This window comes from Streptomyces sp. NPDC059718, assembly GCF_042733315.1.
In the GTDB taxonomy this organism is placed as follows: domain Bacteria; phylum Actinomycetota; class Actinomycetes; order Streptomycetales; family Streptomycetaceae; genus Actinacidiphila.
The window spans coordinates 118,387-142,008 of the sequence record NZ_JBHWGA010000002.1 but is presented as its reverse complement, the minus strand read 5'-3'; the positions used below and the strand labels follow the sequence as shown (position 1 = coordinate 142,008).

Sequence of the window (23,622 nt, the reverse complement as noted above, 5' to 3'; positions counted from 1 at the left end):
ACGTGAAACCCGTCGACCCCCGGCTCCTGAGGTACGCCCGCGCGACCCGTGTGTTCCTCGCCGTCTCCGTCCTGCTCGGTCTCGCCGGTGCGGGCCTGGTCATCGCGCAGGCGATGCTCCTCGCGGAGATCGTCGTCGGGGGTTTCCAGGACGGTCTCGACGCCGGAGCGCTGCGCACCCCCCTGCTGCTGCTCGCCGGCGTCGCGGCCGGCCGGGCCGCCGTCTCCTGGCTCACCGAGCTGTGCGCCCACCGGGCCTCCGCCGCGGTCAAGTCCCGGCTGCGCACACGGCTGCTGGACCACGTCACCGCACTGGGCCCGGCGGGGCTCACCGAGCGCCGGACCGGTGAGCTCACCACGCTCGCCACCCGGGGCATCGACGCCCTCGACGGCTACTTCGCCCGCTACCTGCCCCAACTGGGCCTGGCGGTCGTGGTGCCCGCCGCCGTCCTCGCCCGCATCGTCACCGAGGACTGGGTCTCGGCGCTCACCATCGCCCTGACCCTCCCCCTCATCCCGGTCTTCATGGTCCTCATCGGCTGGGCCACCCAGGCCCGCATGGACCGTCAGTGGCAGCTGCTCGCCCGGTTGTCCGGCCACTTCCTCGACGTCGTCGCGGGCCTGCCCACCCTCAAGGTCTTCGGCCGGGCCAAGGCCCAGGCCGAGTCCATCCGGGCCATCACCGCCGACCACCGGCGCGCCACGATGCGGACGCTGCGCATCACCTTCCTCTCCTCCTTCGCCCTGGAGCTGCTCTCCACCATCTCCGTCGCCCTGGTCGCCGTCGGTGTCGGCATGCGGTTGGTCCACGGTGAACTCGACCTCTACACCGGGCTGGTCATCCTCGTCCTGGCGCCGGAGGCGTACCTGCCGCTGCGCCAGGTGGGAGCCCACTACCACGCGGCCGCCGAGGGGCTCTCCGCCGCCGACGAGGTCTTCGCCGTGCTGGAGACCGCGCCGCCCCGGCGCGGCACGGCCCCGGCCCCCGACCTGCGGACCGCGGTCGTCGAACTGGACGGGGTCGCCGTGCGGGGCCGCCTCGGCGCCGTCTCCCTGCGGGTCTCCCCCGGCGAGACGATCGCCCTCACCGGCCCCAGCGGGATCGGCAAGAGCACCCTGCTCTCCGTGCTGCTCGGCTTCACCGAGCCGACCTCGGGACGGGTCCTGGCCGGCGGCACCGACCTCGCCGCCCACGACCCGGCCGGCTGGCACCGGCAGATCGCCTGGGTCCCCCAGCGGCCGTACCTCTTCGCCGGGACCGTCGCCGACAACGTACGGCTGGCCCGCCCGGACGCGAGCCCGGCCGGGGTCCGCGCCGCGCTCCGGGACGCCGGCGCCCCGGACCTCGACCCCGCGACGGCCGTCGGGGAGGGCGGCGCCGGGCTCTCCGCCGGACAGCGGCAACGCGTCGCCCTGGCCCGGGCGTTCCTCGCCGACCGGCCGCTGCTGCTGCTCGACGAACCCACGGCGGCGCTGGACGGGGAGACCGAGGCGGCCGTGGTCGACGCCGTACGGCGGCTAGCGGCCGGCCGTACGGTGCTGCTCGTGGTCCACCGCCCGGCGCTGCTGGCCGTGGCGGACCGCATCGTGCGGCTCGACGGGCGCCCGGAGCGTGCCGTGCCGTCCACGGCGGCGCACCCCGCCGGGGCCGAACGGCAGGCCGCGGCCACGGCGAACACCCCCGAACCCCTCGGCGCGGCCCTCGCCGCCACCCCGCCCGCGCCCTCCGCGGCCTCCAGGAATTCCGCGCCGCTGACCCGGGTACGCCGGGTCACGTCGCCGCTGCGGCCGCGGTTCGCCCTCGCTTTGCTGCTCGGCGCCCTCGCGCTGCTGAGCGCCGTCGGCCTGATGGCGACCTCGGCGTGGCTGATATCCCGGGCCTCCCAGCAGCCGCCGGTCCTCTACCTGATGGTCGCGGTCACCGCGACCCGGGCCTTCGGCATCGGCCGGGCGGTGTTCCGCTACGCCGAGCGCCTGGTCTCGCACGACGCCGTCTTCCGCGCCCTGGCCGACCTCAGGGTCACCGTGTACCGCCGGCTGGAGCGGCTCGCGCCCGCCGCGCTGCGGGACACCCGGCGGGGCGACCTGCTCTCCCGCCTCGTCGCGGACGTGGACGGCCTGCAGGACTACTTCCTGCGCTGGCTGCTCCCCGCGGGCGCCGCCGTGCTCACCGACACCGCGGCGGCCGCGTTCACGGCGTGGCTGCTGCCCGGTGCCGGAGCGGCCCTGGCGGTGGGACTGCTCACCGCCGGCGTGGCCGTGCCGGCCCTCTCCGCGGCGCTGGCCCGGCGCGCCGAACGCGCCCTCGCCCCCGCCCGCGGCGAACTCGCGGCCCAGGTCGTCGAGGTGCTCACCGGCACCGCCGAACTGACCGTCGCCGGGGCACTGCCCGGGCGCCGCGCCAAGGCGGCCGGGCAGGACCGCGTGCTCACCCGGATCGCGGCGCGTTCCGCGGCCGGTGCGGCGCTCGGGGCCGGGCTCGGCGCCCTGGTCAGCGGACTCACCGTCACGCTCTGCGCCTGGGCGGGCGTGCGGGCGGTGGCGGCCGGCGGACTGTCCGGGGTCGCGCTGGCGGTCGTCGTGCTCACCCCGCTCGCGGCCTTCGAGGCGGTGGCGGCCATGCCGCTGGCGGCGCAGTACCGGCAGCGCAGCCGGCAGGCGGCGCAGCGCGTGTACGACGTGCTCGACACCCCCGATCCCGTACGGGAGCCGGAACGCCCCGCCCCCGTGCCCGCCGGGCCGCACCCCCTGGTGCTGCGCGGTCTCACCGCCCGCCACCCGGGGCAGCCCCGGCCCGCGCTGGACGGCGTCGGCCTCGAACTGACGCCCGGTCGCCGGATCGCGGTCGTCGGCCCCTCCGGCTCGGGCAAGACGACCCTCGCCCACGTGCTGCTGCGCTTCCTGGACGTCGAGGCGGGCACCTACACCCTCGCGGGCACCGACGCCACGGCCCTCGACGGCGACGCCGTGCGCCGCATGGTCGGCCTGTGCGCCCAGGACGCGCACGCCTTCGACAGCACGGTCCGGGAGAACCTGCGCCTGGCCCGCCCCGGTGCGGACGACGCGGAGCTGCGCGGCGCGCTCGCCGCGGCCCGGCTCGACCTGGACCTCGACCTCCCGGTCGGTGAGCACGGCACCCGCCTGTCCGGCGGCCAGCGCCAGCGGCTGGCGCTGGCCCGGGCGCTGCTCGCCAACTTCCCCGTCCTGGTGCTCGACGAGCCCGCCGAACACCTCGACCTGGCCACCGCCGACGCCCTGACCGCCGATCTGCTGGCCGCGACCACGGGCCGCACGACCGTGCTGATCACCCACCGCCTCACCGGTCTGGAGGAGGTCGACGAGATCCTCGTCCTCGACCGCGGCCGGGTCGTCCAGCGCGGTACGCACCAGGAGCTGGCCGTCGCCGACGGCCCGTTCCGCCGGGGCCTGGACCGCGAGCGCGCGGCCGACGCACCGGGCGCGCCGGAGCCTGAGTCGATCACGGCGTAGGACGCGGCACCGTCCTAGGCTCGCCGTATGGCAGAACCACTGGCCAAGCTGCTGGACGCCGTCGGCTCGGTCACGACCGCGCTGCTGGCGGACGAACAACCGGGCGAGAACGCGCTCGACGTCGTCGCCGAGCAGGCCCGCGCGCTCGTGGCGGCCGATGCGGGCCTGGTTCTGCTGCCGACGGTCGAGGGCGGTCTGGAGGTGGTCGCGGTCTCGGCCCAGCAGCCCGCGGGCCTGGTCGGCACGGTGCTCGAGGCGGACAGCCCGCCCGTGGCGCCGCTGATGGCGGGCGAGCCGGTGTTCGTGGAGGACGCCGCGACCGACGACCGGATGACCATGGCGATCGCCCCGCGCTTCGGGGCCTGCATGATCCTGCCGCTGCAGAGCAGCGGCCATGTGATGGGCGCGCTCGCGCTGCCGAGGTCCCACGGCGTGCCGGGCTTCACCGAGGACGAGCGCTTTGTGGCCACCCAGTTCGCGGCGCAGGCGGCGCTGGCCCTGCTGCTCGCGGGCGCCCAGCGCGACCGCAACCGGCTGGCCGTCTACGAGGAGCGCGACCGGATCGCCCGCGACCTGCACGACCTGGTCATCCAGCGGCTCTTCGCGACGGGCCTGATGCTGCAGGGAGCCCGGCGCAAGGCGCTGCCGCCCGACGCGGAGGAGGGCATCGCGCACGCGGTCGAGGAACTGGACGCCACCATCCAGGAGGTGCGGACGGCGATCTTCGCGCTGCAGCAGGAGCCGGGCGACGACGCACCGGCGGGACTGCGCGCCCAGGTGCTGCGGGAGACCGGCTCCGCCGCGCGGGGCCTGGGCTTCCCGCCCTCCGTCCGCTTCGTCGGGCCCGTCGACCACCGGGTCGGCGCGCTCAGCGCCCGCAACCTCGTGGCGGCGCTGCGCGAGGCGCTGTCCAACGTCCAGCGGCACGCGGGCGCCACCTGGGTCGAGGTGGTGCTCGACGCCACCGCCGTCCTCGCCGACGGCCGCGAGGGGGTGCGGCTCATCGTCTCCGACGACGGCGTCGGCATCCCGGAGACCGGGCGGCGCAGCGGGCTGCGCAACCTCGCCCGCCGCGCGGAGTCGCTGGGCGGCGAGTCGATCTTCGGGCCGGGGCCGGACGGCAAGGGCACCACGCTCGCCTGGGAGGCGCCCCTCTGAGGCCGGACGAGGTCAGCGGTCGGCGAGGATCCGCTCGATGACCAGGGCGACGCCGTCCTCCTCGTTCGCCACGGTGCGGTGCGTCGTGGCGGCCAGCACCTCGGGGTGGGCGTTGGCGACGGCGTACGAGGTGCCCGCCCACGACAGCATGGCGAGGTCGTTGGGCATGTCCCCGAAGGCCACGACCTCCTCGGCGGAGATGCCGAGATCCGCGCAGCAGCGTGCGAGCGTCGTCGCCTTGCTGACCCCCGCACCGCTGATCTCCAGCAGCGCCGACGCGCTGGACCGGGTGATCTCGGCGTGCTCCCCGGCCACCGCGCGCGCGGTGCGCAGGAAGACGTCCGGGTCGATGGACGGGTGCTTGGCCAGCAGCTTCAGCACGGGCTGGCTCTGCCGCCCGCCGTCGAGCAGCTCCTCCACCGGGGCGACGACCGCGTCGGGCGCGGGGGCGTACGGCGGGTACTCCGGCTCGTACGCGAAGCCGCCGGTCAGCTCGACGGCGAAGGTCGTGCCGGGGACGGCGGTGCGCAGGGACGCGATGACCGCGAGCGCGTCCCGCGGGTCGAGGGGGTAGGCCGCCAGCAGCCGCTTGTCGCGGTGCAGGTCGTAGACGGCGGCGCCGTTGGCGCAGATCGCCATGCCGTGGCCGGCGGTGTGCGCGGCTACGACGTCCATCCACCGCGCGGGCCGGCCGGTGACGAAGAAGACCTCGATGCCCGCGGCCTCCGCGTCCGCCAGGGCGGCGATCGTCCGGGCCGAAACGGTCTTGTCGTCGCGCAGGAGCGTGCCGTCCAGGTCGGTGGCGATCAGCCGCGGCGCGGGGGCCGCGAGGGTGGCGTCCGGGGTCCTGGGATGCTGGGTGGCTGAGGTCACCGACCCATGGTCCCCCATGCGGTTGCATATGACAGCAGGCGGGCGCTGAGTGCGATCACCGCCACACTCTCCGTCGCCGTTGTCAGTGCCGGGTGCCACCATCTCGCCATGGCCCTTGTGCGTTGTGAAGAGCAGCCCGACCGGGAACCGGTGCTCCTGGCCGAGGCTTTGCCGACCGTCGTGGACGGCATCCGCCTGGCCGCGCGCACCGCGATACCCGTCGCCGATCCGGCGGCCGGCACCGCCACGACCTGCGGCCGGTGCGCCTGCGCCGCGTACCGCCACCGCACCGCCGGCGGCCACTGGATCCTGGTCGAGCCCGGCGAGTGGCCGCCGGCCACCGTCCCGGCCGGTCGCCGCTGGCGCGTCGCGGGCGACGGCACGGCGGTCAACCTGCGCGCCGCCGACCCCTCCGACACCTGCCGGATCAGTCATTTCGACGTCTGTCCCGCGGGTCCGCCGCCCACGGCGTCACCCGTGCTGCTCGGCCAGTGGCGGCGCAACGCCCGCCGCCGGCTCAACTGAGCTGGGCCGGCGCCTCGGTCGCGATGCGCTCGAAGACCTTCTCGTCCGCCGCGTAGACGGAGTCCGGCACCGGCCAGTGGAGCACGATCTCGGTGATGCCGACCTCCGCGTAGCGGCCGGCGAAGTCGACGAAGGCGTCGAGCGACTCCAGCGGGCGCTCGGCCGTCGACCCGGTCAGCAGGATGCGGTCGAGCTCGCCCGGATCCCGCTCGATCTCGGCGCAGGCGATCTCCAGCAGGTCGTACTGGTGCGAGACGACCTCGGGGCACTTGTCCACCGGCACCTCCGCCGGGCCCTTCGGGTCGCCGTAGGTCACCCAGGCCTGGCCGTAGCGCGCCGCCAGCCGCAGCCCGCGCGGGCCCGTCGCGGCCACCGCGAAGGGCACCCGCGGCCGCTGCACGCAGCCGGGGATGTTCCGCACCTCGTCCGCCGAGTAGAACTCGCCCTCGTGACTCACCACCGGCTCCGTCAGCAGCCGGTCCAGTACGGTGACGAACTCGCCGAAGCGGTCGGCCCGTTCCCGCGGCGTCCACGGCACCTGCCCCAGCGCGGTCGCGTCGTAGCCCACCCCGCCGGCGCCGATGCCGAGCGTCAGCCGCCCGTCGCTCACGTCGTCGAGGGAGATCAACTCCTTGGCGAGCGTCACCGGGTGCCGGAAGTTCGGCGAGGTCACGAGCGTGCCCAGCCGGATCCGCTCCGTCGCCGCGGCCGCCGCCGTCAGCGTCGGCACCGCCCCGAACCACGGGCCGTCCCGGAAGCTCCGCCACGACAGGTGGTCGTAGGTGTAGGCGGCGTGGAAGCCGAGTTCCTCGGCCCGACGCCAGACCTTCCGGCCCTCGTTCCAGCGGTGGATCGGCAGGATCACAGTGCTCAGGCGCATGTCCTCCACCCTACGGGCCCTGGCGCCGCCCGGCCCGGAGCGGTGGGACGATCGGGGCTCCGGCCGCCGTCCGGTGGAAATCGCCCGGCAACCGGGCCCCGCGGCCCCCGCCTGCGCACCCTGTGGACGGGGCGGCGCGCGCCACGCGCAACAGGACGCCGCCCTACCCCCGGACGTCAGGACCCGCAACTCGGGGTCCACTGTGCGGGAAGGTCCTCGCCGGAGCGGCCGGCCGGGGCACGGCTGGGCCACCCGGGTGGTGTTGATCGGAATATCGGCACCCTCGGGGTGCGGCACCGAGGATTTCGTGCTCACTTCCGCATCATCGGATTAGTCGCTCCCGACTCGCCGAAGGAAGTGAGAGGTCATGGCTGTCAACACCCATGTCAGGACGTTCTGGGACGTCTTCGTGACGCTCCTGCTCAAGATGGTCGCGTACTTCGGGTTCGCCGTCCCGGCGTCGCGTAGCACGGCTCCTGCCGCGCCGCGACCCGAGACCGTCCCAGGGACCCGGTTCCTGCCGACCGCCGAGGCGGTCCGCCACTGGGCACCGGCGCCGCGTACGGAGCCGGCACCACAACCAGTGGCTGTGGGCGCTGCCGCGTCCGGTCCAGGGCCGCGCGTCGAACCGGGCGGACGCACACCGGACGTCCCGTCGTGCCGCACGTCGTACCGCAGCGAACCCGTCGTGCCCGAGCCGTCCGTCCCCTTCGTCCCGGCGCCCTGCCTCACCACCGCGGCCGACGCGCACTCCTTGCCGCCGACGATGAAGCAGCGCATCCGGGCCGAGGCCCACGGCGCCTCGCCCGTGGCCCGCGTGCGCACCCGCCCGATCGGCGACGCCGGCCTCGACCCCGCACTGACCGACGCGACCGCGGCCCCGGCCCGTACCCCCCGCCGCCGCGAGTGGGCGCTCTGCGCATGACCGCCGCGGACGCGCGTGACCAGCCGGTACGGCGTGCCGCACGGCTCCCGTTGACGTCACGTCAGGCCGTCCCGACCCTGGAGGACCGCGTCGAGCGGACCGCCCGAGGGCAAGCGCACCAGCACCACCACGGCGCCGGACACGGCGCCCGCTCCAGCGGAACCGTCCGGACCCCCCGGACGACGGGCGCACACACGGGCCCGGGCCGGAGCACGGCAGTGAGCACCACGCCGAGCACCACGAGCACCACCCCCAGCACCACCCCGAGCAGGACCACGAGCACGATGACGAGGACGCCGATGCCGGAGACGACCCGCACCCCCGGGGCTGTGACGGTCACCGCCGGCTCGACCCGGCCCCTCACGCGGCGGGACACCCCGGTCCGCGACGGAGCCACGGACCGTCCGGTCGCCGACTCGCCCGCGCACGACGGCGGCCCGTACCGCCGCATCCGCGCGTACGGCGGGGCAGGCGCATACCGCCCACGCACGCACCGCCCACGCACCCCCACGCACCGCACACCCACGCACCGCACACCCACGCACCCCTCGCGCGAGCGCGACCCGCGCACGCCCGCGCGCCCGCACACCACGACCCGACGCAGCGCCACGCGGCACCACCGCGGGGTCCGGCCCGTCGAGGGCGACCGGTGGAGCCGACCGTGCTCCCGGACGACGCCCCGCCACGGCTGAACCGCGCGACCCGCAGGAGGAACCCCGGCAAGACGGACGCACCGCACCGCCTCCCCTACGGGGGAGTCAACCCCAAGGACTACGCACAACCGCCCCCCAGAGTGACGACGGGGTGTGGCCCGCGCCACTAGGTTCGTGGCGTGACTGTGATCGCTACCGAAAGCCTGACGAAGCGGTACCCGAGGGTGACCGCTCTGGACCGGCTCACCGTCGACATCGCACCCGGCGTGACCGGGTTGGTCGGTGCCAACGGAGCCGGCAAGTCGACCCTGATCAAGATCCTCCTGGGGTTGGCGCCGGCCACGGAAGGCCGGGCCGCCGTCCTGGGCATGGATGTGGCGACAGAGGGCGCGGCGATCCGCGCCCATGTGGGCTACATGCCGGAGCACGACTGCCTGCCCCCGGACGTGTCGGCGACGGAGTTCGTCGTCCACATGGCCCGTATCTCGGGGCTGCCGCCGGCCGCCGCGCGTGAGCGCACCGCGGACACGCTCCGCCACGTCGGCCTGTACGAGGAGCGGTACCGCCCCATGGGCGGGTACTCCACGGGCATGAAGCAGCGGGTGAAGCTGGCCCAGGCGCTGGTCCACGACCCCCGGCTGGTGCTGCTCGACGAGCCGACGAACGGGCTGGACCCCGTCGGCCGCGACGACATGCTCGAACTGATCCGGCGCGTCCACACCGAGTTCGGCATCTCCGTGCTGGTCACCTCCCACCTGCTCGGTGAACTGGAGCGCACCAGCGACCACATCGTCGTCATCGACGGCGGCTCCCTGCTGCGCTCCTCCTCGACCAGCGACTTCACCCAGGCGACCGCCTCGCTCACCGTCGAGGTCACCGAGCACGAGGACGAACTGGTGGCGAAGCTGACCGCCGCCGGGCTCAACGCGCACGCGGACGGCCGGCTGGTCATGGTCGACATCGACGGGGACGAGACGTACGACGCGGTCCGCGACGCGGTCGCCGAGCTCGGCACGGGCCTGGTGCGCATGGAGCAGCACCGGCACCGCATCGCCGAGATCTTCCGGGGAGGGGACGAGCATGACGCAGCTTGAGGGCAGGACGCCCGCCGCCGACGTCATCCACGACATCGGTTACCGGCACTACGACGGCCCGCGCCTGGGGCGCGGCTACGCGCGCACGTCGCTGTACGTCCAGAGCCTGCGCAGCGCGTACGGGCTCGGCCGCTCGGCGAAGTCCAAGGTGCTGCCGATGATTCTGCTGGCCGTGATGTGCGTTCCGGCCGGGATCATGGTCGCGGTGGCGATCGGCACGAAGGCGACCAAACTGCCGATCGAGTACACCCAGTACGCGATCATCATGCAGGCGGTCATCGGCCTCTACCTGGCGGCGCAGGCTCCGCAGGCCGTCTCGCTGGACCTGCGGTTCAAGACGACCCCGCTGTACTTCTCGCGTCCGATCGAGGCGGTCGACTACGTCGCGTCGAAGTTCGCCGCGCTGACCACGGCGCTGTTCATCCTCACCGCGACGCCGCTGCTGATCATGTACATCGGGGCGCTGCTGGCCAAGTTCGACGTGAGCGACCAGAGCGCGGGCTTCGCCAAGGCGATGCTCGCCGCCTTGCTGCTGTCGCTGCTGTTCGCGGGCATCGGCCTGGTCATCGCGGCGCTGACGCCGCGCCGGGGCTTCGGCGTCGCCGCGGTCATCGCGGTGTTCACGCTCTCGTACGGCGCGGTGACCAGCGTCCAGGGCGTCGCCTCGATCAACGGCAACGCCGACGTGATCGGCTGGCTCGGCCTGTTCTCGCCGATCACGCTGATCGACGGCGCGCAGACCTGGTGGCTGGGGGCGACCTCCAGTTTCCCCGAGGGCGCGGGCCCGAAGGACGCGGTCGTCGGCACGGTCTACCTCCTCGTCCTCCTCGCCGTGATCGCCGGCTCCTTCGGCCTGCTGATGCGCCGCTACCGAAAGGCCGTACTGTCGTGACCACCCTGTCCATCGACCACGTGTCCCGCTGGTTCGGCAACGTCGTCGCCGTCAACGACGTGACGATGACGATCGGCCCCGGCGTCACCGGGCTGCTCGGCCCCAACGGCGCGGGCAAGTCCACTCTGATCAACATGATGGGCGGCTTCCTGGCCCCCTCCGCCGGCACCGTCACCCTCGACGGCGCCACGGTCTGGCGCAACGAGCAGGTGTACCGGCACATCGGCATCGTCCCCGAACGGGAGGCGATGTACGACTTCCTGACGGCCCGGGAGTTCGTGGTCGCCAACGCCGAACTGCACGGGCTGGCGGACCCGGGGGCGGCGGCGCAGCGCGCCCTGGCCACGGTCGAGATGGAGTTCGCCCAGGACCGGCCGGTCTCCACGTACAGCAAGGGCATGCGGCAGCGCGCCAAGATGGCCTCCGCGCTCGTGCACGACCCGTCGGTGCTGCTGCTGGACGAGCCCTTCAACGGCATGGACCCCCGGCAGCGGCTGCACCTGATGGACCTGCTGCGGCGGATGGGCGCCGAGGGCCGCACGGTGCTGTTCTCCTCGCACATCCTGGAGGAGGTCGAGCAGCTGGCGAGCCACATCGAGGTGGTCGTCGCCGGCCGGCACGCCGCCTCGGGCGACTTCCGCAAGATCCGCCGGCTCATGACGGACCGGCCGCACCGTTACCTGGTGCGCTCCAGCGACGACCGGGCGCTCGCCGCCGCGCTGATCGCGGACGGGTCCACGGCCGCCATCGAGCTGGACTGGAAGGAGCGGGCGCTGCGCATCCAGGCGATCGACTTCGCCGGCTTCACCGAGCTGCTGCCGCGCGTCGCGCGGGAGCGGGGCATCCGGCTCTACACGGTCTCGCCGTCCGACGAGTCCCTGGAGAGCGTCTTCTCCTACCTGGTCACGGCGTAGGCACACGGCTGTAAGGAGCTCCGATGTTCAATCCCACCGTGGCCAGGCTGACCTACCGGGGGCTGCTGGGCCGCCGCCGGGCCCTGGTCCTGTTCGCCCTGCCCGCGCTGCTGATCCTTATCTCCGTGGCGGTGCGGGCGCTGGTCGGCGCCGACGACTCCATCGCGAGTTCGGTGCTGGGCGGTTTCGCGCTGGCGACGATGGTGCCGCTGGTCGGCGTGATCGCCGGCACCGGCGCCATCGGGCCGGAGATCGACGACGGCTCGATCATCTACCTGCTGGCCAAGCCGGTACGGCGGCCGACGATCATCGTCACCAAGCTGCTGGTCGCCATCGCGGTGTCGGTGGTCTTCTCGGCGGTGCCGACGCTGATCGCCGGATTCATCCTCAACGGCAACAGCCAGGGCATCGCGGTCGCGTTCACCGCCGCGGCGGCGGTCGCCTCCGTCACCTACGCGGCGATCTTCCTGCTGCTGGGCGTGGTGACCCGGCAGGCGGTGGTCTTCGGCCTGGTCTACGCGCTGATCTGGGAGTCGCTGATCGGCAGCCTGGTGCCGGGCGCGCGCACGCTGAGCGTGCAGCAGTGGGCCCTGGCGCTAGCCCAGAAGATCGCCGGCGAGGGCACGGTGACCTCCGACGTGGGGCTGCCGCTCGCGGTGGTGCTGCTGGTCGGCGTCACCCTCGCCGCGACGGCCTTCGCGGGGCAGCGGATGCGGTCGCTGACGCTGGCCGGCGAGGAGTGATCGTTCCGGCCTAGGCCCCGTCCCACCGTAAGCCGCCCGGGTGGTCTTCTTCCGCCCGGGCGGCCCTGCTCCCCCGACGTCCGTACATCGGATTGTCAGATGTGCGGCGTGACGTCCGAGACTCCGCTGCTCTTCGCCGTGGGTGTGTTCCTGGCCGCCCTCGGCCTGCTCATCGCGCTGTTCAGCCCGGAGCTGGCCCGCCACGTCGACGCGCTCGCCGGGCGTGCCACCGCCGGGCTCCGCCGCCGGTGGTCCCGTGCCCCGGACCGCCGGCGCTTCGTCCTCATCCCCCGGAAGTGGGCTGGATCACAGGACTCCTTGAGAATTCAAGGGAATGCCGCTACCGTGAAGGAGGTTGAATCGTAAACCAACGCGTCCCCAAGGAGTTCATCATGGGCCTGTTCAATCGCAAGAGCGATGCCACCGAGACCGCTGCCGTCACCACCGCGCCGTCCGCCGACCTGGCGCACCTGACCGGCGAGTACACGATCGACCCGACCCACAGCGAGGTCGGCTTCGCCGTGCGCCACGCGATGGTCACCACCGTGCGCGGCCAGTTCGCGGAGTACGAGGGCAAGCTGCAGCTGGACGGCGGCAAGCCGGCCAACTCCTCCGCCGAGGTCACCATCAAGGTCGTCAGCATCGACACCAACCAGGCCCAGCGCGACGAGCACCTGCGCACCGGCGACTTCTTCGACGCCGCCACCTACCCGGAGATCAGCTTCCGCAGCAGCTCCGCCGAGCAGGTCGACGACGAGACCTACCGCATGCACGGTGACCTCACGATCAAGGACACCACCAAGCCGGTCTCCATCGACTTCACCTACAACGGCTCCGCCACCGACCCCTACGGCAACCTCCGTGTCGGTTTCGAGGGCTCGACGACCGTCAACCGCGGCGACTGGGGCCTCACCTACAACGCGGCCCTCGAGGGCGGCGGCGTTCTGATCAGCGACAAGGTCAAGCTGACCTTCGACATCTCCGCGATCAAGGCGGCCTGAACCCGCTGAAGCAGCCGTCCCCCTGCCGCACGATGGAGGGGATGGCAACGGACGAGACGGCCGGCACCGCCGGCACCGGGCGCCGCCGCACCGCACCGAGCGGCGCGGCGGCCCGGGTCGTCGTCCCCGAGGTGCGGACCTGGGTGCGCTCCGCCCCCGGGACGCACATCTGGCTGCTGGCCCTCGCCGTGACCAGCGGCATCATGGCGGCCGCCCCGCCGGACCTGAGGTCCTTCCTGCTGCACCACAACAGCACCAACCTGGCGGAGCTCGGCTCCCAGCCGGTGCGGGCGCTGGTCGGCAGCGCGCTGTGGACCGAGTCCCCGGCGGCCTTCGGGCTGTACGCGCTCTGCTTCGAGGCCGTCCACGCCCCCGCCGAGCGCTGGCTGGGCACCCGGCGCTGGCTCGGCGTCGTGGCCCTGGCCCACGTCGGGGCGAGCGTCCTCAGCCAGCAGGCCGTGCTGCTCGGCATCCACGCGGACCGGCTGCCGGCCTCGCTCGCCCACACCGTCGACATCGGCGTCAGCTACGGGCTGGCCGGGGCCATCGGTGTGCTCACCCACCGCGTACGACCGCCCTGGCGGCTGCCCTACCTGCTCGCCGCCGCGGGCTTCTTCGCGTACCCCCTGGTCGCACCGGGGCGCACCTACACCGACCTCGGGCACGTCATCGCCCTGCTGATCGGCCTCGCGTGCCGCGGGCTCACGCCCCGGGGAAGAGCCGCTCCAGGACCAGGGCGATCCCGTCCTCGCCGTTGGAGGCCGTGACCTCGTCGGCGGCCGCCTTCAGCAGCGGGTGGGCGTTGCCCATCGCGACGCCGTGGGCCGCCCACTGGAACATCGGCAGGTCGTTGGGCATGTCGCCGAAGGCGATGGTCTCGGCGGCCGTCACGCCCAGCCGGCGGGCGGCCAGCGACAGCCCCCGGGCCTTGGACAGCCCCAGAGGCAACAGCTCCACGATGCCCGTACCGGACATCACGGCGCTGACCAGGCCGCCGGCTGCCGTGGTCGCCGCGTGTGCGAGCTCGTCGTCGCCCAGTCGCGGATGCTGGACGTAGAGCTTGCTGACGGGCGACGTCCACAGCCCCTCCACGTCGTCCACCTCGCCGCCCACCGGCAGCTCGGAGTCGAACAGCCGGTAGCCGGGGCCGAGCACGATGTCGCCGTCGATGCCGTCGAGCGCCGCCGCCACGGCCAGCGGGCCGGTCTCCGCCTCGATCTTGGCCAGCGCCGTCCGGGCGGTCTGCCGGTCCAGCGTGACCGAGGTCAGCAGCCGCCGCTCGCCCGCGTGGTAGACCTGCGCGCCCTGCATGCAGACGGCCAGGCCCTCGTAGCCCAGGTCCTCCAGGACGTGCACCGTACGGGCCACCGGGCGGCCGGTGACGACGATGTGATCGGCACCCGCCGCGGTGGCCGCGGCGAGCGCCTTGCGGGAACGTTCGGAGACGGTGTGGTCGGGGCCGAGCAGCGTGCCGTCGAGATCCGTCGCGACCAGACGGTAGGGGAGCGGGGAGGTCACTTGGCTACCGGCTCCAGCACCTCACGGCCGCCCAGGTACGGGCGCAGCACCTCGGGGACGCGGACCGAGCCGTCGGCCTGCTGGTGGTTCTCGAGGATGGCGACGATGGTGCGCGGGATGGCGCACAGGGTGCCGTTGAGCGTGGCCAGCGGGCGGGTGCCGTTCTCGTCCCGCAGCCGCACGGAGAGCCGGCGGGCCTGGAACTCGGTGGTGTTCGAGGTCGAGGTCAGCTCGCGGTACTTGCCCTGGGTGGGGATCCACGCCTCGCAGTCGAACTTGCGCGCCGCCGAGGAGCCCAGGTCCCCCGAGGCCAGCTCGATCACCCGGAAGGGCAGCTCGAGCGAGGTCAGCCACTGCTTCTCCCACTCCAGCAGCCGGGCGTGCTCGGCCTCGGCGTCCTCGGGGCGGGTGAAGACGAACATCTCCACCTTGTCGAACTGGTGGACGCGGATGATGCCGCGGGTGTCCTTGCCGTACGAGCCCGCCTCGCGCCGGTAGCAGGGCGAGAAGCCCGCGTAGCGCAGCGGCAGCTTCGACGCCTCGATGATCTCGTCCATGTGGTACGCGGCGAGCGGGACCTCGGAGGTGCCGACCAGGTACAGGCCGTCCTTCTCCAGGTAGTACACGTCGTCCTCGACCTGGCCGAGGTAGCCGGTGCCGGCCATGGCCTCCGGCTTGACCAGCGTCGGGGTCAGCATCGGGACGAAGCCGGCCGCGGTGGCCTGCGCGATGGCAGCGTTGACCAGGGCCAGCTCCAGCAGGGCGCCGGGGCCGGTCAGGTAGTAGAAGCGCGAGCCGGAGACCTTGGCGCCGCGGTCGACGTCGATGGCGCCGAGCAGCTCGCCGAGGTCGATGTGGTCCTTGGGCTCGAAGCCCTCGGCCGCGAAGTCGCGCGGGCTGCCGATGACCTCCTTGACGACGAAGTCCTCCTCGCCGCCGACGGGGGCGTCCGGGTGGACGATGTTGCCGAGCTGCAGCAGCAGGCGGTGCGCCTCCTCGGCGGCCTCGTGCTGCTCGGCGTCGGCGGTCTTCACGGCGGCCTTGAGGTGCTCGGCCCGCTTCAGCAGCTCGGCCCGCTCCTCGCCCTGGGCCTTGCCGACCAGCTTGCCCAGCGACTTCTGCTCCGAGCGCAGCTCGTCGAAGCGGGTACTGGACGACCTGCGCCGCTCGTCTGCGGAGAGCAGGGCGTCGACGAGCGCGACGTCCTCTCCACGGGCGCGCTGGGAGGCGCGCACACGGTCGGGGTCCTCACGAAGCAGGCGAAGGTCAATCACGGGAACAGGCTACCGGTGCGCCGGGTGCCGACGCGACAAGTTAAGTGCTTTATGGGGCGTTATGTCCGCTTCGAAAAGAGGGTGCGGGAAATGCCGTACGGCCGATAATGGCGGGTCGGTTACCGTCAACCGAATTCTTCGCGTCCCTCCGGGGAGGGCATGTGGCCTGTGGACAAAGGCAGTTGGGGCAGGTCCGGAGTGGAGAGTTATCCACAGGGGGAGGGGTGTCCCCCTCACTTGTCCACAGCGGGTGTGGATGGGCTGTGGAAGATGGACTTGATCATTCCGCGAGGTGGGTGCGGGGGCATGGATTCCCGGTCCAAACCCTCCTAACACTCACTTTCGAGTGAGAACTCTTCCCTCTATCGAGTTGTTCGAAGGTATTGGGATGACGAATGATGACCTGGGGGTCTGTGGGATCAGTTGGCGTGAGTGTGCCGATTTGTCGATCTGGCGGTTCCTTGGGCGACTTGTTCTGTCGACTTATCCCCAGCCCGCGGCACGGGCCTGTGGATAACGCGGTGGACAACCGAAGGGGCCACCGGTTGTTCACCGAAGGCCCCCGGGAAGCGGTGCGCGAGCCCCTCAGACCCGCCCGTCCAGGGCGCGCCCCAGCCAGTCCGCCGCGGCCGTGAACTCCTCGTCCGTGGTCCCCTTGCGCTGCTGCGGCGGCACCTCGTCCGCGCGCGGGTACGAGCCGAGGAAACGCACCTGCGGACAGATCCGCTTCAGGCCCATCAGCGCCTCGCCGACCCGGCGCTCGGTGATGTGCCCCTCGCAGTCCACCGAGAAGCAGTACCGGCCGATCCCCTCGCCGGTCGGCCGCGACTCGATGCGGATCAGGTTCACCCCGCGCACCGCGTACTCCTGCAGCAGCTCCAGCAGCGCGCCGGGGTGGTCGTCGCCCAGCCAGAACACCGCCGAGGTCTTGTCGGCGCCGGTCGGCGCGACCGGCCGGGCCGGACGGCCGACCAGCACGAAACGGGTCTCGGCGTTCTCCGCGTCGTGGATCTGCGTGGCCAGCGGCTCCAGCCCGTACGTCGGCGCCGCGAACTCGCCCGCGAACGCCGCGTCGTACCGGCCCTCCGCCACCAGCCGGGCGCCGTCCGCGTTCGACGCCGCCGACTCCCACGCGGCGTCCGGCAGGTGCGCCGTCAGCCACTTGCGGACCTGCACCTGCGCCGCCGGGTGACCGGTGACCGTCTTGACGTCCCCGAGCCCCGTACCCGGGCGCACCAGCAGCGCGAACGCGATGCTCAGCAGCACCTCGCGGTAGATCATCAGCGGTGTGCCCGCCGCCAGTTCGTCCAGGGTCGCGGTGATGCCGCCCTCCATCGAGTTCTCGATGGGCACCAGGGCTGCCGCGGCCTCCCCGCTGCGCACCGCGTCGAGCGCGGCCTGCACCGAGACCATCGGGACCAGCTCGCGTGTGGCGGCCTCCGGAAGCGTCCGGAGCGCGGCCTCGGTGAAGGTGCCCTCAGGGCCGAGATAGGTGTAACGGCTCGCCGGCGACATGTCTGTCAGCCTAGGCCCTGCCGCCGAAGTCCCGCCTGTCCCGCCTGTCCCGCCTCAGGACTCCAGCAGCCGCTGGCCGACGTACTCGCCCGGTGCCGCGCCGCCCGGGACCGCGAAGAGCCCGCTGGCCTCGTGCCGCAGGAAGCGTGACAGGCCGTCGCCCCGGTCGAGCTTGCGCTGCACCGGCACGAACCCCTTGAGCGGGTCGGCCTGCCAGGCCACGAAGAGCAGCCCGGCGTCCGGTGCGCCGTCGTCACGGTAGCCGTCGTGGTACGAGTACCCGCGCCGCAGCATCGCCGCGCCGCCGTTGGAGGCCGGGGCGGCGACGCGGACGTGCGCGTCGGCGGCGATCGCGAAGGTACGGCCGTCCGGCCCGACCTTGTCGAGGTCGGGTCTGCTCGCCTCGGTGCCGCCGGACAGCGGGGCGCCGTCGGCCTTGCGCCGCCCGATCACCTTCTCCTGGCGCTCGGGGGGGAGGTTGTCCCAGGTGTCCAGCAGCATGCGGATGCGCCGGACGACCGCGTAGGAGCCGCCCGCCATCCACTGCGGGGAGCCGGAGGCGGGGACGAAGACGCGGGCGTCGAAGTCGGGGTCGGAGGGCCTAGGGTTGTTGGAGCCGTCGACCTGGCCCATCAGGTTGCGGGCGGTGCGCGGCTCGGCGGTCGTGCCCGGGGTGCGGTTGAAGCCGTTCATCTGCCAGCGCAGCGTCGCCGTGCCCGCTGCCTCCTTCTGCAGCACGCGCAGGGCGTGGAAGGCGACCAGGGCGTCGTCGGAGCCGATCTGGATCCACAGGTCGCCGTCGCTGCGCCCGCGGTCGAGCGCGTCCGAGGCGAAGTCCGGCAGCGGGGCGAGCTCCTGCGGCATCCGCCCCGTCAGCTGCGTCCGGGCGAAGAAACCGCGGCCGAAGCCGAAGGTGACGGTGAGCGAGGACGGCCCGGCGTCCAGGGCGATCTGGTTGTCGCCCGACGGGGCCCGGCCCTCCGTCATCGCCTCGGCCGCCGTCGACCAGCGGCGCAGCAGCGCCGCGGCTCCCTTGCGCCCGGCGCCCGCGGCCAGGTCGAAGGCGACCAGGTGGCCGCGGGCCTGCAGCGGGGTGGTGATGCCGGCCTGGTGGGCGCCGTGGAAGGGGAAGGCCGTGGCGCCGACGGAGGTCAGCGCGGTGGCCTCGTCCCGCGTCGCGTGCGCGGTGACGGCGCCCGAGGTGCCGCCCACGAGCAGCCCCGCGGCGCCCGCCGCTCCGGCAGTGCCGAGCAGACGGCGCCGTGAGAGGTCCTGAGGGCGGTCGTTCATGAGCCGATCTTCACCACCTTCGTGCGGGTGACCTGGTCGATGTCCGAGGTCCGTACGGTCACGGCGACCGTCCACTCCCCGGGGACCGGGATCTGGACGTTCTCGGCACTCCAGTGACCGGTGTCGATCTTCCCCAGGGTCACCGGGATGGGGCCGATCTTCTTGGACTTCAGGGTGAAGGAGACCTGCACCTCGGGGACGTCGAAGGCCCGTCCGTCGGGGGAGGTGACCAGGAGGTGGAGCTCGTTCTCGGCGACGCCGCCCGGGTCCAGGGTCACCTCCGCCTCGCCCTTGCCGTTCGTGCCGCCCGTGTCGAACGGGATCCTCACGTCCAGCGGCTCGGGCACCTCGGACACCGGCGCGGAGGCCTGCTGCTGCGCGGCGCCCTCCTCAGCGGCCCTGCCCGGCTGGGTGCCGGTCAGCAGCGTCGTGACGGCCAGCACCACGACCGCGACGGCCACCTCCGCCAGCACCGACTTGCGCAGGCCCGTGCGCTCGGTGTCGGCGTCGCGGTCCTTGCGGGCCCGCTCCTTGGCCAGCGCCGCCTCCTGGCGGGCCAGCTGTTCGGCGCGCTCGGACGCACCCCCGCCCCCGCCACCGCCGCCGGCGCCCTTCCGTCCCGCGGCGACCGGCTGGGCGACGGCGGTCTTGCCGCGGACGGCCGTGTCGCCGAGCCGCGCGGTCCAGCGGCGGGACAGCCAGGCCAGCTCCACCAGGAGGATGACCAGGCCGATCTTGACCAGCAGCAGCTGGCCGTAGCCGGTGGACACCAGCGCGTCCCAGGAGCCGAGCTGGCGCCAGGACTGGTAGACGCCGGTGACGACCAGGGTCACCACCGCCCCGAAGGCGATCTTCGAGAATCGCTGCACCACGGCCCGTTCCACGCGCTGCCCGCCCCACAGCGCGACCAGCAGCGCGGTGAGACCGCCGAGCCAGACGGCCATGGCCAGCAGGTGCACGATGTCGACGGGCATCGCCACCGAGGCCTGGATGCCGACCGAGGCGTGCTCGGCCATGGCCCACGTCGCGGCCAGGCCGACCGACACGACCGTGCCGCCGATGGCCAGGCCCCAGGCGAGGTCCTGGCGTTCGACCGGGTCCTCCCGCTTGGCCCAGCTGCCGAAGAGCACGGCGATGAACACCGCGCCCGCGGCGAGCAGCAGCAGCCGGGACACCAGCGCCGCGCCGGGCCGGGTGTCCAGGACGTCCCGTACGCCGCCGAGGTCGAAGGCGTCGCCCAGCCCGCCCCCGTTGGCGTAGGGGGCGCGCAGCATCAGCAGCAGTATCGTCGCGGCGACCATCGCGGCCCAGCCGGCGGCCACCAGCCGCCGCATCGACCGCGTCCGCGCGCCGTCCGGCCAGCACACGCCGATGAAGAACGCGGCGCCGACCAGCAGTGCGAAGCCGAGGTAGGCGGCGTAGCGGGCGATGTCGTACAGGGTGCCGACGGCGCCCCCGCCCACCTCCTGGTCGGGCAGCTGGACGGAGGTCTTGGAGGGCGCGCCGATGGAGAAGGTGAAGGCGCCCGCGACCGGGTGGCTGTCGGCCGAGACGACCTTCCACGCGACGGTGTACGTGCCGTCGCCGAGCCCCGGGCGCAGGGCGACGGCCGCGGTCGTGCTCCCCCTGCCGCCGTCGTTCGCGTCGCCGGTCTCGGCGCGCCTGCCGTCCGGGCCGAGGACCCGGATGGAGTCCCTCGACAGCAGCACACCCTCGGAGAAGGACAGCCGCACCTGCGCCGGCGCGGTCTTGACGACCGAACCCTGGGCCGGGTCGGAACCGACCAGCGCGGCGTGCGCGGACGCCGGCGCCGCGGTGCCGAGCAGCAGGCCGAGCACGGCGAGCGGTACGGCCAGCAGCCGCAGCGCGGACTTCGTCATCACCCTCATGGCGCTCTCCTCAGTCCCCCGGGTGGTAGCCCGCGGGCTTGACCGGGACCCGTACGTCGATGCTGTCGGCGTCGTCGAAGTGCAGCCGCAGCGAGACCTGCTCGCCGGCCGCGGGCTTGTGCTCGAGGTCCGTCAGCATCAGGTGGTTGCCGCCGAGCACGAGCGTGAGCCGCCCGCCCGCCGGGACCGTGAAGGAGGTCACCCGGCGCATCCGGTTGTCCTCGGTGCTGTGCAGGGTGATGTCCCCGGACAGGTCGCTGGTGACGGAGGTCAGCCGGGCGTCCCGGTCGCCGGTGTTGCTGACGGTGAAGTAGCCGGCCGCCATGTCCGCCAGCGCGGGCTGCGGGATGTAGGCGCCGCTCACCGTCAGTTCGGGACCGTCCGGTGACCCGGAGCAGGCCGTGACGCCGAGCAGCACCAGGGCCGCCGCCACCGGGATCCGCCGCAGGGAACGGGTCGGGGTCACGGCGTCCGCCCCGCGATGATCTTCGGCAGGTCGGCGGCGAACTCCTCGGACGTCGTGCCCGACATGTACAGCGCGTGCGCCTTGTCGTCCTTCGGCGAGTACGCGACGACCTGGGCGCCGTGCGTCACGGTGATGCTGCCGTCCTTCTCCTTCACCGGCTTCTCCACGTCCACGCCGAGCGAGCGCGCGCCCGCCTGGATCGTGGCGAAGTCACCGGTGAGGCCGACGAAGGACTTGTCCTGCGCGCCCAGCCACTCGCCGAGCCGCTGCGGGGTGTCGCGTTCGGGGTCGGTGGTCACGAAGACCACGAGGAGTTCGTCCTGCTCGGCCGCGGGCAGCTTCGACTTGGCGATGGCGATGTCGCTCATCGTCGTCGGGCAGACGTCCGGGCAGTGGGTGTAGCCGAAGAAGAGCAGGGTCGGCCGGCCCTTGGTCCGCTCGACGAAGTCGTACGTCGTGCCGTGCGTGTCCGTGAGGATCATGTCCGGCTTCTCGAACGGCGTGTCCAGGACGGTCGCGGCCTTCGGTGTCCCCTCGACGGAGACGACCGGCCCGGCGCCGGAGGTGTCCGCCCCGCCGTCCGGGCCGCCGCAGGCGGCGAGGGTCAGGGCGAGTGCGGCGACGGCGGCGGCCGAGGCTGCCGCCCTGAGGGTGGTACGCATCAGGGGTTCCCCAGGAATTCGTTGCGGCGCCGGGGCGGCCGCGGTGCGTGCGCGGCGGCCGCCCCGGCGATGGTGCGTCAGGCGGACGGGGTGCCCGTGCCGCGACGGCGGCCGGCCAGCACGCCGAAGGCGACGCCGAGCACGCCCACGACGATGCCGACGATGCCCAGCACCCGGGCCGTGGTGTCACTGGCGTCGGCGGAGGCGGCCTTCTCGGTGGCGCCGTCGCCGGACGCCGAGACGGCCTCGGCCTTGGCGTCGTCCTTCTTGTCGTCCGAGGTGGCGGCGTCGTGGCCGTGGCCGTCGTCCGCGGCGTCGGCCAGGGTCAGCACGGGCGCCGGGTGCTCGGGCTCCTCCTGGCCCTTCTGCTGCTCCTCGATCCAGCGCACGACCTCCTTGTTGTCGTACGTCTGGAGCGCCTTGAAGACCAGCTGGTCGGTGTCCTCGGGCAGCGGGCCCAGGGAGACGGGGAACTGCTGGAACTCGCCGGGCTTGATCTTCCCGCCGCTCCAGGTGATCTTCGTGACGGCCTCGGTGAGGTCGCCGTGCCCGGTCTTCAGCGGGGTCTTGAGCTTGGTCTTGGTGATCTGCACCGTCCAGCCGGGCACCGGCTGGGTGGAGACGGAGGCGATCGGGTGGTCGCTCGGCAGGTTGACCTCGACCTTGATCGTCGAGGCCTTGTCGTCCTCGTTGGGGACCTTGAACGCGACCGTGCTGTAGCCGCCCTTGGCGGCGTTGCCGGGCTGGACGCTCACGTGCGCGAAGGCGGGGACGGCGGTGGCGAGCACGGCCGCCCCGGTGACGGCGGCGAGGGCGGTGGCGCGGCGCATGACGGTGTTCATGATGCGGAGACTCCACGGTGACGGAGGGAAGGTGACGGATGGCACGCGTGCGGCGCGCGCGACTCCGCCCTCGTACGTCGGTGGAGCGGGTCGCGTTCAGGCCGCGGGGGCGTACGCCGGCGGACCACGCCGGGCCAGGCTGTGCCGCAGCAGCGCCGTGCGCGGCACGCGGGTGGAGCCGCCGGCGCGGCTCGGGACGAGGACGGCGCGGGGCGCGGCCGGGCTGCCCGACAGCAGGAGGCGTACGAGCGCGACAGCGTGGCGCAGGGCGCCGCCCGACAGTTCGGCCAGCCCGCGGGCCGACAGGGCGACCAGCCGCCACAGCGCGGCCTCGCCGCGGCGCAGCAGCCAGCCGGCGGTCACCGCGGCGACGACGTGCCCGAGCAGCATGGGGAGGCTGTAGGAGAGCATCGTGCTCTCGGCGGCCGCGGAGGGCATGCCGGGCATCGCGGGCATGCCCACCATGTGGTCCGTCCCGGCCGCGGAGTGCGCGTGGGAGCGCAGCGCCGCCGCCCGCTCGTCGCAGAGCAGTCGCCCGGCGATCTCGGCTATCCCACCGGCACCGCAGACCCCGCCCACGTTGAACAGCACGTGCAGCACGAGTTGTCCGCCCGCGAGCCCGGTCGCGATGGCGGGCATCGAGCGCTCCCGCCCGGCGAGCGGCGCGACGACCGCGAAGACGACCAGCCAGCCCACCGCCAGCGTCCAGCCGGGCACCCCGTGCCCCGACGCCAGCATGTGCGCGCCCGCGGACAACACGACGCAGACCGCGGTGAACACTGCGGCCCGCAGCAGTCGCAGATCGGCGCCGGCGCGCACGGGGGTAGACATGACGGGCGTCATCTTCTCACCGCGCGCCCGCCTTGCGAACGGCGGGTCCCGGAACACGCCGGTCTGTGCTACGGCGTCCGGCGGCGTTCCTACACCCGCCTGAGGAGCGGCGGCATCCGCCGTATGGCTGGCATCACGTCAACGCCACGCTTACCGACCGTGTTTCGGGGCAATACGTATCGGTATGTC

General features: G+C 73.4%; 22 protein-coding genes and 1 pseudogene. 11 read left to right on the top strand and 12 right to left on the bottom strand.

What is annotated here, in order from left to right; all coding sequences use genetic code 11:
* Positions 1-2 precede the first annotated feature (2 nt).
* Positions 3-3,488, top strand: a complete 3,486-nt coding sequence (cydD, locus tag ACFV3E_RS03140; RefSeq protein ID WP_500533099.1) for a thiol reductant ABC exporter subunit CydD — start codon at positions 3-5, stop codon at positions 3,486-3,488.
* Positions 3,489-3,539: 51 nt separating this feature from the next.
* A pseudogene (locus tag ACFV3E_RS03135) lies at positions 3,540-4,646 on the top strand (GAF domain-containing sensor histidine kinase); the annotation flags it as partial.
* 12 nt (positions 4,647-4,658) lie between these two features.
* Here ACFV3E_RS03135 and ACFV3E_RS03130 read toward each other — a convergent pair.
* A complete protein-coding gene (locus tag ACFV3E_RS03130) occupies positions 4,659-5,519 on the bottom strand; it encodes an HAD family hydrolase (RefSeq protein ID WP_500533098.1) in 861 nt (286 codons plus the stop codon).
* A 108-nt stretch (positions 5,520-5,627) separates the two neighbouring features.
* On the opposite strand from ACFV3E_RS03130, the gene ACFV3E_RS03125 reads away from it, so the two are divergent.
* Entirely contained in the window at positions 5,628-6,044 is a 417-nt protein-coding gene (locus ACFV3E_RS03125; protein ID WP_499512938.1) for a DUF6083 domain-containing protein, read from the top strand.
* Here the strand turns inward: ACFV3E_RS03125 and ACFV3E_RS03120 are convergent.
* The gene (locus ACFV3E_RS03120; RefSeq protein ID WP_500533097.1) at positions 6,037-6,924 is read right to left on the bottom strand and encodes an LLM class flavin-dependent oxidoreductase; all 888 of its coding nucleotides are present in this window, start codon (positions 6,922-6,924) and stop codon (positions 6,037-6,039) included. The genes ACFV3E_RS03125 and ACFV3E_RS03120 overlap by 8 nt on opposite strands.
* 367 nt (positions 6,925-7,291) lie before the next feature.
* Between ACFV3E_RS03120 and ACFV3E_RS03115 the strand changes: the two genes are divergently transcribed.
* On the top strand, positions 7,292-7,849 hold the full coding sequence (locus ACFV3E_RS03115; protein ID WP_500533096.1) for a DUF6344 domain-containing protein: 558 nt from the start codon (positions 7,292-7,294) through the stop codon (positions 7,847-7,849).
* 61 nt (positions 7,850-7,910) lie between these two features.
* On the opposite strand, the gene ACFV3E_RS03110 is transcribed toward ACFV3E_RS03115, so the two are convergent.
* A complete protein-coding gene (locus ACFV3E_RS03110) occupies positions 7,911-8,189 on the bottom strand; it encodes a hypothetical protein (protein WP_500533095.1) in 279 nt (92 codons plus the stop codon).
* A gap of 492 nt (positions 8,190-8,681) precedes the next feature.
* Between ACFV3E_RS03110 and ACFV3E_RS03105 the strand changes: the two genes are divergently transcribed.
* The 7 genes from ACFV3E_RS03105 (at position 8,682) to ACFV3E_RS03075 (ending at position 13,913) form a co-directional block, all read left to right on the top strand.
* Positions 8,682-9,596 (top strand): ABC transporter ATP-binding protein, encoded by a 915-nt coding sequence (locus ACFV3E_RS03105; RefSeq protein WP_500330975.1) that lies wholly within the window; start codon positions 8,682-8,684, stop codon positions 9,594-9,596.
* Positions 9,583-10,488: an ABC transporter permease gene (locus ACFV3E_RS03100; protein WP_499512943.1), complete on the top strand. Its 906-nt coding sequence runs from the start codon at positions 9,583-9,585 to the stop codon at positions 10,486-10,488. Before ACFV3E_RS03105 ends, ACFV3E_RS03100 begins: the two co-directional genes overlap by 14 nt.
* Complete coding sequence (locus ACFV3E_RS03095; protein ID WP_431958914.1) at positions 10,485-11,402, top strand: ABC transporter ATP-binding protein; 918 nt, start codon at positions 10,485-10,487, stop codon at positions 11,400-11,402. Before ACFV3E_RS03100 ends, ACFV3E_RS03095 begins: the two co-directional genes overlap by 4 nt.
* Positions 11,403-11,425: 23 nt before the next feature.
* On the top strand, positions 11,426-12,145 hold the full coding sequence (locus ACFV3E_RS03090) for an ABC transporter permease (RefSeq protein WP_499512945.1): 720 nt from the start codon (positions 11,426-11,428) through the stop codon (positions 12,143-12,145).
* A 108-nt stretch (positions 12,146-12,253) separates the two neighbouring features.
* Positions 12,254-12,511: a hypothetical protein gene (locus tag ACFV3E_RS03085; RefSeq protein WP_500533094.1), complete on the top strand. Its 258-nt coding sequence runs from the start codon at positions 12,254-12,256 to the stop codon at positions 12,509-12,511.
* 26 nt (positions 12,512-12,537) lie between these two features.
* Positions 12,538-13,146 carry a YceI family protein gene (locus ACFV3E_RS03080; protein ID WP_500367898.1) on the top strand — a complete coding sequence of 203 codons (609 nt, stop codon included), beginning with the start codon at positions 12,538-12,540 and terminating at the stop codon, positions 13,144-13,146.
* Positions 13,147-13,187: 41 nt separating this feature from the next.
* Complete coding sequence (locus tag ACFV3E_RS03075; protein ID WP_500533093.1) at positions 13,188-13,913, top strand: rhomboid-like protein; 726 nt, start codon at positions 13,188-13,190, stop codon at positions 13,911-13,913.
* Here ACFV3E_RS03075 and ACFV3E_RS03070 read toward each other — a convergent pair.
* The 9 genes from ACFV3E_RS03070 to ACFV3E_RS03030 form a co-directional block, all read right to left on the bottom strand.
* Positions 13,849-14,664 carry an HAD family hydrolase gene (locus ACFV3E_RS03070; protein WP_500533092.1) on the bottom strand — a complete coding sequence of 272 codons (816 nt, stop codon included), beginning with the start codon at positions 14,662-14,664 and terminating at the stop codon, positions 13,849-13,851. The two genes, ACFV3E_RS03075 and ACFV3E_RS03070, sit on opposite strands and share 65 nt — an antisense overlap.
* Entirely contained in the window at positions 14,661-15,938 is a 1,278-nt protein-coding gene (gene serS / locus ACFV3E_RS03065) for a serine--tRNA ligase (protein ID WP_500533091.1), read from the bottom strand. The genes ACFV3E_RS03070 and serS overlap by 4 nt, the downstream gene beginning before the upstream one ends.
* A gap of 585 nt (positions 15,939-16,523) precedes the next feature.
* Positions 16,524-17,453: a prephenate dehydratase gene (gene pheA / locus ACFV3E_RS03060; RefSeq protein WP_500533090.1), complete on the bottom strand. Its 930-nt coding sequence runs from the start codon at positions 17,451-17,453 to the stop codon at positions 16,524-16,526.
* Positions 17,454-17,507: 54 nt separating this feature from the next.
* Positions 17,508-18,743, bottom strand: coding sequence for an iron uptake transporter deferrochelatase/peroxidase subunit (gene efeB, locus ACFV3E_RS03055; RefSeq protein ID WP_500533089.1), 1,236 nt, complete (start codon positions 18,741-18,743; stop codon positions 17,508-17,510).
* A complete protein-coding gene (locus ACFV3E_RS03050; RefSeq protein ID WP_500533088.1) occupies positions 18,740-20,632 on the bottom strand; it encodes a copper resistance CopC/CopD family protein in 1,893 nt (630 codons plus the stop codon). The genes efeB and ACFV3E_RS03050 overlap by 4 nt, the downstream gene beginning before the upstream one ends.
* A 10-nt stretch (positions 20,633-20,642) precedes the next feature.
* Positions 20,643-21,098, bottom strand: coding sequence for a copper chaperone PCu(A)C (locus tag ACFV3E_RS03045; RefSeq protein ID WP_500533087.1), 456 nt, complete (start codon positions 21,096-21,098; stop codon positions 20,643-20,645).
* Positions 21,095-21,760, bottom strand: coding sequence for an SCO family protein (locus tag ACFV3E_RS03040; protein ID WP_500533086.1), 666 nt, complete (start codon positions 21,758-21,760; stop codon positions 21,095-21,097). The genes ACFV3E_RS03045 and ACFV3E_RS03040 overlap by 4 nt, the downstream gene beginning before the upstream one ends.
* Before the next feature lie 77 nt (positions 21,761-21,837).
* On the bottom strand, positions 21,838-22,602 hold the full coding sequence (locus ACFV3E_RS03035) for a YcnI family copper-binding membrane protein (RefSeq protein WP_500533085.1): 765 nt from the start codon (positions 22,600-22,602) through the stop codon (positions 21,838-21,840).
* Positions 22,603-22,698: 96 nt separating this feature from the next.
* Complete coding sequence (locus ACFV3E_RS03030) at positions 22,699-23,433, bottom strand: hypothetical protein (protein ID WP_500533084.1); 735 nt, start codon at positions 23,431-23,433, stop codon at positions 22,699-22,701.
* Positions 23,434-23,622 lie beyond the last annotated feature (189 nt).

What these genes read in the sequence shown, in the direction of transcription:
- ACFV3E_RS03125 (WP_499512938.1), top strand. Translation starts at nt 5,628, where the DNA reads ATGGCCCTTGTGCGTTGTGAAGAGCAGCCCGACCGGGAACCGGTGCTC.
- ACFV3E_RS03120 (WP_500533097.1), bottom strand. Translation starts at nt 6,924, where the DNA reads ATGCGCCTGAGCACTGTGATCCTGCCGATCCACCGCTGGAACGAGGGC.
- ACFV3E_RS03115 (WP_500533096.1), top strand. Translation starts at nt 7,292, where the DNA reads ATGGCTGTCAACACCCATGTCAGGACGTTCTGGGACGTCTTCGTGACG.
- ACFV3E_RS03100 (WP_499512943.1), top strand. Translation starts at nt 9,583, where the DNA reads ATGACGCAGCTTGAGGGCAGGACGCCCGCCGCCGACGTCATCCACGAC.
- ACFV3E_RS03090 (WP_499512945.1), top strand. Translation starts at nt 11,426, where the DNA reads ATGTTCAATCCCACCGTGGCCAGGCTGACCTACCGGGGGCTGCTGGGC.
- ACFV3E_RS03080 (WP_500367898.1), top strand. Translation starts at nt 12,538, where the DNA reads ATGGGCCTGTTCAATCGCAAGAGCGATGCCACCGAGACCGCTGCCGTC.
- ACFV3E_RS03075 (WP_500533093.1), top strand. Translation starts at nt 13,188, where the DNA reads ATGGCAACGGACGAGACGGCCGGCACCGCCGGCACCGGGCGCCGCCGC.
- pheA (WP_500533090.1), bottom strand. Translation starts at nt 17,453, where the DNA reads ATGTCGCCGGCGAGCCGTTACACCTATCTCGGCCCTGAGGGCACCTTC.
- efeB (WP_500533089.1), bottom strand. Translation starts at nt 18,743, where the DNA reads ATGAACGACCGCCCTCAGGACCTCTCACGGCGCCGTCTGCTCGGCACT.
- ACFV3E_RS03050 (WP_500533088.1), bottom strand. Translation starts at nt 20,632, where the DNA reads ATGAGGGTGATGACGAAGTCCGCGCTGCGGCTGCTGGCCGTACCGCTC.
- ACFV3E_RS03040 (WP_500533086.1), bottom strand. Translation starts at nt 21,760, where the DNA reads ATGCGTACCACCCTCAGGGCGGCAGCCTCGGCCGCCGCCGTCGCCGCA.
- ACFV3E_RS03035 (WP_500533085.1), bottom strand. Translation starts at nt 22,602, where the DNA reads ATGAACACCGTCATGCGCCGCGCCACCGCCCTCGCCGCCGTCACCGGG.
- ACFV3E_RS03030 (WP_500533084.1), bottom strand. Translation starts at nt 23,433, where the DNA reads ATGTCTACCCCCGTGCGCGCCGGCGCCGATCTGCGACTGCTGCGGGCC.